Source organism: Streptomyces sp. CNS606 (assembly GCF_000426325.1).
In genome coordinates this window covers 1-7,826 of sequence record NZ_AUFD01000048.1, presented here as the reverse complement: position 1 = coordinate 7,826, position 7,826 = coordinate 1, and the positions used below count along the sequence as shown (strand labels likewise).

Here is a 7,826-nt window from a genome sequence, read left to right as displayed (position 1 = left end):
GCGCGCGTCCTGCTCCGCAGGAACGACGCACGCCGCTACGCGGCGTTAACATGAATTGCTTCGCAATTCATGTGGGAAATCCCGACGGGATTTCCCCGTAATTCGCTCCGCGAATTACTTGTGAATTGCTCCGCAATTCACCGCGCACCCTCCGGCGGATGTTGACGTCGTGTCACGCTCTGACTGTGACTGGGGGGTTGCAGCACGGGCAGGCAGTCTGGGCCATAGGGGGCGTCTCGACGCTGCCAAGTAGCGGTTATGCCGGGGCGTGCGCGGCGAGCAGGCGGACTCGAAGGGATGCCCGACAGTTCACCGTTTGCCGTTAGGCGGCCGAGGGGGGGCATGCACACGGCCCCACCTGACGGGTTGACAGGTGGGGCCGTGTGCATGTTGAACGGGTGTCCGTGTCGGCACTTCCTGGGTGATGCATCACGGGTAGAGCTTGGGGAAATCAGAGGACACCCCTTGGCCCTTCCGGGGTTATTCGGAGCCCGCGAGGAGAGCAGCGCAGTTGATGAAACGCCGCGAGTATTCTCTTTGTCAGAGCTTCCTTTTCTCACTCCGAAGTTTCTTGCGCAAATGGTCTTCGTGCCCGTCTGTCTGGTTGCCGTGTACTTTCTCATAGGCAGTTAGGTCGATAGCGGGTTCGGTGACTCGGGCAAGTTCGGGGATTGATCGGTCAGCCAGGCGGAAATACAGGCATGTTGCGGTGGAGGTTAGCGGCGCGGCTAGGCTGCATTCAGATAGGAAGGCGATCATCTCGGCGTCTGTGGCCGGTCGTGTATCGGCTCCCATGACCACGCGTTCCAATAGTTCGTGGCAGTGGGACCGGTACAGGATTTCGCTGCGCATACGCGTGCTGCTGTGCTGCGGCTGGAGGAGTAGGAAGCTGCGCCAGATGAGGCCGCCCATACCCGTTTCGCCATGGCGTGCTTGAGCCTTGCTGATTTCTTCTTCCGCCACTTCCATTTGACGGAACATGCCTGCCAGTTCGTCTCCATCGGGGAGGAGCTGTGAGATTGCGTCACTGTGGGCTGTCGTCATTGCTGGTGCTCCCGGGGGTGTGCTGCGGGTGTGCTGTGGGGTGTGCCGGGGGTGTGCTGGCGGGAGCACACCCCCGGCGTCTTGTGCCTTGTCAGAGCGCTGCCAGGCGGCGTGACTTAGCTGGGGTCGGCTATCCGGCCTGGAGGGTGGCGCGGACGGCTTCCTTGGCGTCGTCGTCGCGGAATCGGAGGGTGTGGCCGCCGCGCCTGGTGGTGCGGATCTCGACGCCGGGCACTTCGCGGATTTCGCCGGTTTCGGGGTCGGTGATGCAGGGTGCGTTCGCCTTGGTCATTTCCGCGAGGATGCTGGATGCGAAGGCGGGGCGGATTTCCGCGACGAACTTCCTCAGGATTTCTGAGGGGTAGTTGGCGGATACCCATTCCCGAAATGTCTCTTCGTCGGCGATTTCCGCCTTGTTGGTGTCCTCATTGACGCTGATGGTTCCGACGCGTCGGCCGTCGGGCAGCGTGACGGAGATTTGTCGAGTGCCGGTCTCTTCGTGGGCCTGCTCCAAGGCTTCCTGTGTGGCCTCGCGTACGGTGTTCAGCTCCTTTTTGAGCTGTCCGATGCGGAGCGTCAGTTCGGCTTCGCGAAGGGCGGTTTCCCGGAGGTTCATGCCTTCTCCATGAGCTGTCGAGCCTGCCGGAACTGGTCGGCGGTGCCTTCCTCGATCGCGGCTCCGAAGAAGCTGCGGAACTGATCAGGTAGCCCGTCGGTGAAATTAACCTTCGCGGCCACGCGCATCATGGCCGCGTATTCCTGCTGCCGTTCGTCTTGTGGCGTTGCGCTCGGCGGCGCGGCGGTCTCGTCGTCGTGCGTGTGCGGTTGGGGGTCCGGAGTGGCCGGCTGTTGGGTGGCCTGCGGTTCGGGCTGTACGGGCGGATCGGAGGCGGGCAGGTCCCCGCCGGCGGTGTGGGCGAGCGTGCTGAGCACCACGGCGCCAAGGGACCCGTTGTTGTAGAGGCTGAGCCCGAACTGATCCCCGAGGTTCACGGCGGCGCGCTTGAGCGCTTGGCTGTCGGCGGTCTTCAACGCCAGGTCGTGCGCGTCCGCGATGCTGGGGAGGTTGGTCGCGTCGCCGGTGGCGACGCCGTGCCAGCGGCCCAGCTCGCTGCCCGCGACCTTGACCGTGAGCCGTACGGCGCAGCGGTAGACGACGGTCCATCGGGATCGGCCGCCACCGCTGGCGGGGGTCTCGCGCTCGGTCACGAGGTCTGCGGACAGCAGCTCGGTGCTGTAGCCGCCGAATCCGAAGCAGCGGATCAGGTGGCGGCGGATGTCCCAGGCTTCGACGTGCGCGAAGCCTTTGCCGTCCTTGCCGATGCGGCTGCCGTGGATGGGTGAGAGCAGCCAGGAAAGCTGGGTGTCGGTGAGCTTGGGGGTAGTGAGCTTGGGGGCGGTTTGCGGTGCCATATGGCTCCCTCGATGCGTGGGGAGGGCCGGGGCGGCGTGGTGTCCGCCCCGGCCCGGGCGGGTCAGAACGGGGGCAGGGCGAGCGCGGCGAACTGCTGGGCCAGGGCGCGGCCGTGTTCGACGACACGCTGTGCCGCGTCGCGTACCTCGTCCGTCTCCTCGGTCTGGGCCTGCGGCGGCGGTGCGGAGCCGACCTCGGGGGCGTCGAGGGCAAGTGCGGCGAGGTGGGCCGCTGAGGCGGCCTCGTCCGGGCTGAGCCCTCGGGAGACGGCGACGGCTGCGAGGGCCGCAGGGATGCCCTGTGCGCGGTCGTAGCGCTGCTCCAGGGCGTGCAGGGCCACCATGGCGGCCGCGTCGAGTTCTTCGGCGGTGCGGGGCGTCGGCGGTCCCGGCTGCTGGTGGCCGTCGGCCGGTGCCCCGTCGGCGGGGTCGGTCTGGTCGTAGGCGAAGAGCGTGCCGACGCCGAATCCGCGCAGCTCCGGGCTGCCGCCCTCGTCCTCGCTCTCCTTGATGACGGAGGTGTAGATCAGGAGTCCGGGTTCGCCGCGCCGGACCTGGCGGCCCTCTGCGCGCCACTGCCGGTAGGTGTGGGCCACGTTGTGCGGCGCCTGAACGGCGATGAGCGCGAGGTTCGTGACGCGGGGGCGGCTGGGGTGCATGGCGGCGGTCCACAGGAACGAGCGCCAGGCGTCGTCCTGCGTGAGGGAGCGGACGGCCCAGTCGGCGGCGTCGTCGAGCCAGCGGCGGCGGATCTGACGGGCCTCGGTGATCTGCTCGGGGCTGGCCGTCTTGGGGTTGATGGGCTTCGGGGGCCGGATGGCCGTTTCGGGCATGGCGGATCGTCCTGTCTGCCTGGGGTGGGTGTGATGGGGCTGCACTGCGGGCGGGTGCCGTTCCCGTCCGCAGCGGGGTCGTGGGCTTGGTCAGCCCAGGCGCACGGCGGCGCAGCGCCAGCGGGCGTCGGGGCCGTGCTCCAACCGGAACGCCAACGCCCGGTCGCGGCCTCCGGCCCTGATGCGCGCGCAGACTTCGATGACCCCTGTGCAGGGCCTCTGGTCGTGCACGCTGGCCAGGACGGCGGCTCGCCTGTCCGCTCCCTGGGGGCGCAGCGGTACGCCGTGGGCGAGGGCGGTCACCTGGCCGAAGGCGGGCCCGCGCGTGTGGGTGAGCAGGGAGTGCGCGGGCCGTTGGCCGCTGAGGACGAGCAGGAGGAGTTGAGCGAACTGATGGGGCGGGGTCAGCCGCAGGCGTGGCCGGTGAGGGCTACGACCTGCTGGGCGTCGGGCCTGAGGGTGTGGGAGGCGGGGGGCTGTGGTGGTCACTGCGGTTGGTCCTGTCTGCCTGGGGGGGGTGATGGGGCTGGGTGGCGCTGCGGGCGGGTGCCGTTCCCGACCGCAGCGCGCAGGGGGCGTCAGTGGATCGCGAGTTCCCGGTAGGTGCGGGCCAGCTGGTCGTCCGTCAGCGGGACGGTCTCCGGACCCTTGCGGCCGGTGATGACGGCGGTTCCGGCGACCCAGTCGCCGGGGAAGACACATCCGGCGGCCTGCATGGCGGCGGTGGCGAGGGGGTTGTGGGGCTGGCCCAGGTCCTTGCCGTACTCGTGCACCCACATCACGCGGTCGTCTTCGAGGCTGATGGCCTCGACGTGGCCGCCGCACTGCTCCTGAACGAAGGGGAGGAAGTCGGCGCCGTCCTGGTGGACCTCGTAAAAGACCTTGGTGGGGGTGACGGGGAGGATGCTCATCTGTGTGTGCCTTTTGCTGTGGTGATGGGGCGTCGGGTCGGGTGCCGCCCCCTCGCCGACAAATAAAACTCTACAGCAAAAGCGGGTTGTGTTCCGGTAAGACACGCAGGTCAGAGCAGGTTTCGTGCCGCGAGATCGAGGGCCGGATCGGGGCGGCCGGGCCCCCGGCAGGGCGGGGGTGAAGGGGTGGGCTGGTCCCTCCGGTCGGTCGGCGCTCGCGGTGGGCCCGGGTTCTCGGGGGGTTGCACGGCTCGCCCGCAGGGCGACCCAGCGCAGCCGGGCTTGGCCGTGCGGCCCCCCGAGGTTCCGGGCAGGGTTCGGAGTGTCGGCCGGCCGGAGGGACCAGCCCACCCCGCCCCGCCCACAGCAACCATCGAAGAGCCGCACACGGGAGCGGCGCCCCCTCCCCCTCTGGCTCGCGTCGTGCCCCCCGGAGGGCCGCCGGAGGCACGGCCCCGTCGCCGAACTGCGCGGAGGTCGCCTGTGGGAGCGGCCAGCTGGGCTGTCAGTCCTGATTCGTAGGCTCACTGCATGCCTGATGCCTTCACCGTCTTGTGGACTCATGACACGTGCCGTGCCTTGCGAAAGGCGGGTCGTGTGGGGCAGCGACCGCCGGTCGCCTTCAGCGGCATTCACTCCTCCCTGCCTGCCTGGGCCGGTGCTGGCGCCGGAGACGACGTGTACGCGCTGCATGTCAGTCAGTGCGTCGTGTACGTCGTAAGCCGGATGCGGGTGATCGACATGGAGCGGCGCGACTGCTGCGGCGACGCCACTGGTACGTGGGAAGACCCGGGATTTCCCGGGCACGACGACTGGTCGATGCTCGGTGCCGGCGGGTGCGATGCCTCAGCGGTGCACGTGGCCGCCACGCCCGTACGCTTCGATCTCCCGGTCCCCGGTGCCCTTCTGGCACGGCTGACCTGGCGCAACCGTCGAGGCCAGACCCGGAATCTGAAGTACGTAGTCGACGGCCGCCTCGAGCGCTCGACCAGCCTCCAGGGGTTCTACCGGCTGACCACGGAGTCGGCCGATGAGTTGGCGGATGTTGTCGATGCCGCCCGTGATGCTGACGAACGAGCAACGAACAGGAGCACAGCGTCGTCGGCGTAGAAACTCAGTGCCACATGTCGGCACCGTCCACGACCGGCACGCCGGCCGTCGGCGCTGCCCGGCCCGTAGGCATTTCCCAATCTGGCTGCGTCTCGAGGGCCGACGGTGCCGCGGGCGGTCCGGGCGGGGTTGGTGGTGTGCGCGGCATCGGCGGTACCACGCTGGCCTTGGTCATCGATACCGGCGCGGCACAGCCGGGCGCTTGGGGCCGGGGCGCCAGGGCGACGCGCACGGTCCGGGTGGTGTCGCAAGGGTGCCCGATGGCGAGGACCGCGTGGCCGGGCGCGAGGCGGCGCAGCGTCTCCGGTTCCACGATCCGCTCGTGGACGGGGCGCAGCTGGGAACTGCCGGTGGTGCCGCTGGTGGTGCCCAGGAGTCCGTCGTCGTCCTGGACCTGGAGGACTTCCTCCCAGCCGGGGCGGGTGCCGAGCAGGGCGGCGAGGGGTTCGGCGGCGGAGCGCTGCCGGTGCAGGACCATGACGTTGGTGTTGGTCATCACCGCGGCGGTGAACTCGCGGCTGACGGCGTCGAGGTCGGCGAGGTCCTGGGTGGCCAGGAGCAGTCCGCCGCCGGCGCCGCGGATGCGCTGGAAGAGGCTGGTCATGGTGGAGCCTCCGAGGGCGGAGAACTCGTCCACCCCGGCGAAGAAGAAGCCCCCCGCCGTGCCCCAGCGCTCTTCGAGCAGGCGGTCGCCGACGGCGCCGAGGTCGGTGAGGGCGAGGCTGCCGATCTGCCGGGCGGCGCGGGCGTCCCGGGCCGCAGAGAGGCTGAAGAGCACGACGTCGCCGCCGGTGATGGCCGTGTGCAAGTCGATGCCGTCGTGCCGGTCGGTCAGCACCCGGCCGGCGTCGCCCGCGGTCATGTTGACGATGCGCGCGGCCAGTCCGGGTACGGAGCGTTGGAGTTCGCGGCCGTCGCTGTGCAGGTACTCGAGGTACCGGTGCACCTCGCGACCGGTGGTGCCGCCCAGGAGCCGGGTGCGGTCGGCGAGGGCCTTCACGCTCATCAGCTTCGACAGGTCCGGCAGGTCACGGCGCCAGGCCCGCGCGCCGTCCGGGAACTGCTCGCTCACGCCGCCGGCGACGAGTTCGTCCAAGGCGCTCATGGCGTGCCGCAGGAACACCTCCGCCGCCTCCCGGTGATGCGGTTCGGAGAAGCCGCCGCCGGCGACCTGGTCCAGCGTCTCCACGATCCTCGAGCACACCTGCACCACCGACCCGGACCGGATCGGGTTGTAGGTGGCGCCCCGTCCGGTGACGGTCACCAGATGGAAGCGGCGCCCGGCCGCGGCCGCCATCGCCTCCAGCCCCGCGGCGAAGTCGGGGTCGGCCTTCATGTCGATGAACACCACCGGCACCCGCAGCGCAGCAGCGTGGTCGGTGACGAGCAGCTCGTGCAGCAGGCGTTCGATCGTGCGGGACTTGCCGTAGCCGGTGGCCCCGGCGACGAACATGTGCTGCCGCAGCGCCGGGCCGGGGACGTCGCACACCCCTCCCGTGGCCGCGTCCACGCCCAACCGAACCCGCAGCCCTGAGAGGTCCCGGGCGGGCTCGCGGTCGTCCCTCTTGGCCAGGGTGGCAACGGCGGCCTCCAGCCGGCGCCCCGGCAGCTGCACCGCGGACTCCTTCCGCCACCGGGCACGGAACCGCCACCGCCACGCCAGCCACAACCCACCGGCCGCCACACCGGCCGCCGTCGCGAGCGGCGCCTGGCCCAGTGCCCAGCCCGGCACGCGTTCCAGCACGGCGTACAGCAACCCATCGGGACCGGCCTGCAGCAGGATCTCCGCGTCCACGCCGGACGCCTCCCGCACGATCTCCCGGTACGGCGCGCCGTACGACGCCCAGGCACCGAACGCGACCACCACCGGCACCCCGAGCGCGCCCACAACGGCCAGCAGCCACCGCGACCGCAGCCCAAGACCTCGCCCGCACACCGCAACAACCGCCGCGACAGCAGCAGGCAACGGAGCGGCGACCACCGCCAGGCCCCCGAACATCCGAGCGAGGCCCTCCCACCCGGAAACCGTCCGCCGCTCCTGCCCACCCCACCGAGCCCTCGGCCGCTGTGGAACCTCACTCACCGCACTCACCTGACTACACCGCCGCTTGACGGGAGCACCGTACCGCCCGCAACGCCGCGAAGCGGCGACGCACCCAGGGCGCGGAGCGCCCGGAACGCCCTCAGCTGGAGGGCGCGCAGCGCCCGACCCCCGCTCCAGGCAGTGAGGGCGCGCAGCGCCCGAACCCCGCCCCACACCCCGAGGGCGCGGAGCGCCCGACCCCCAACCCACCCCCGCGGTCGCGGAGCGACCGCCCGCCGCGGAGCGGCGCGGCGGCACCACCCCCACACCACACACGGCAACCGGCCGCCACCACCCACGAGGGCGCGGAGCGCCCGGCCCCCGTGAGCCGCGCCAGCGGCGAGCCCCCACTCCGTCACCACCCACCCCGTCGTCGACCAGCCCGTCGTCGACCAGCCCGTCGTCGACCAGCCCGTCGTCGACCAGCCCGTC

At 70.5% G+C, this 7,826-nt stretch carries 8 protein-coding genes; 1 reads left to right on the top strand and 7 read right to left on the bottom strand.

Annotated features, from left to right (window positions below; all coding sequences use genetic code 11):
• Positions 1-540: 540 nt before the first annotated feature.
• From K304_RS33475 to K304_RS0120330, 6 genes are all read right to left on the bottom strand, one after another.
• A complete protein-coding gene (locus tag K304_RS33475; RefSeq protein WP_158687388.1) occupies positions 541-1,044 on the bottom strand; it encodes a hypothetical protein in 504 nt (167 codons plus the stop codon).
• Between the two features lie 130 nt (positions 1,045-1,174).
• Entirely contained in the window at positions 1,175-1,660 is a 486-nt protein-coding gene (locus tag K304_RS0120350) for a hypothetical protein (RefSeq protein WP_027765235.1), read from the bottom strand.
• The gene (locus K304_RS30245) at positions 1,657-2,457 is read right to left on the bottom strand and encodes a Rad52/Rad22 family DNA repair protein (RefSeq protein WP_037791309.1); all 801 of its coding nucleotides are present in this window, start codon (positions 2,455-2,457) and stop codon (positions 1,657-1,659) included. The genes K304_RS0120350 and K304_RS30245 overlap by 4 nt, the downstream gene beginning before the upstream one ends.
• A gap of 62 nt (positions 2,458-2,519) precedes the next feature.
• A complete protein-coding gene (locus tag K304_RS0120340; RefSeq protein WP_027765234.1) occupies positions 2,520-3,290 on the bottom strand; it encodes an ArdC-like ssDNA-binding domain-containing protein in 771 nt (256 codons plus the stop codon).
• Between the two features lie 90 nt (positions 3,291-3,380).
• A complete protein-coding gene (locus K304_RS34170; protein ID WP_027765233.1) occupies positions 3,381-3,779 on the bottom strand; it encodes an Rv3235 family protein in 399 nt (132 codons plus the stop codon).
• An 89-nt stretch (positions 3,780-3,868) separates the two neighbouring features.
• Entirely contained in the window at positions 3,869-4,201 is a 333-nt protein-coding gene (locus K304_RS0120330; protein ID WP_027765232.1) for a DUF3846 domain-containing protein, read from the bottom strand.
• A gap of 531 nt (positions 4,202-4,732) precedes the next feature.
• Here K304_RS0120330 and K304_RS0120325 point away from each other — a divergent pair.
• On the top strand, positions 4,733-5,311 hold the full coding sequence (locus tag K304_RS0120325) for a hypothetical protein (protein WP_027765231.1): 579 nt from the start codon (positions 4,733-4,735) through the stop codon (positions 5,309-5,311).
• Between the two features lie 4 nt (positions 5,312-5,315).
• Here K304_RS0120325 and K304_RS0120320 read toward each other — a convergent pair whose 3' ends face one another.
• A complete protein-coding gene (locus tag K304_RS0120320; RefSeq protein ID WP_158687387.1) occupies positions 5,316-7,175 on the bottom strand; it encodes a TraM recognition domain-containing protein in 1,860 nt (619 codons plus the stop codon).
• Positions 7,176-7,826 lie beyond the last annotated feature (651 nt).

What these genes read in the sequence shown, in the direction of transcription:
- K304_RS33475 (WP_158687388.1), bottom strand. Translation starts at nt 1,044, where the DNA reads ATGACGACAGCCCACAGTGACGCAATCTCACAGCTCCTCCCCGATGGA.
- K304_RS0120340 (WP_027765234.1), bottom strand. Translation starts at nt 3,290, where the DNA reads ATGCCCGAAACGGCCATCCGGCCCCCGAAGCCCATCAACCCCAAGACG.
- K304_RS0120350 (WP_027765235.1), bottom strand. Translation starts at nt 1,660, where the DNA reads ATGAACCTCCGGGAAACCGCCCTTCGCGAAGCCGAACTGACGCTCCGC.
- K304_RS0120325 (WP_027765231.1), top strand. Translation starts at nt 4,733, where the DNA reads ATGCCTGATGCCTTCACCGTCTTGTGGACTCATGACACGTGCCGTGCC.
- K304_RS30245 (WP_037791309.1), bottom strand. Translation starts at nt 2,457, where the DNA reads ATGGCACCGCAAACCGCCCCCAAGCTCACTACCCCCAAGCTCACCGAC.
- K304_RS0120330 (WP_027765232.1), bottom strand. Translation starts at nt 4,201, where the DNA reads ATGAGCATCCTCCCCGTCACCCCCACCAAGGTCTTTTACGAGGTCCAC.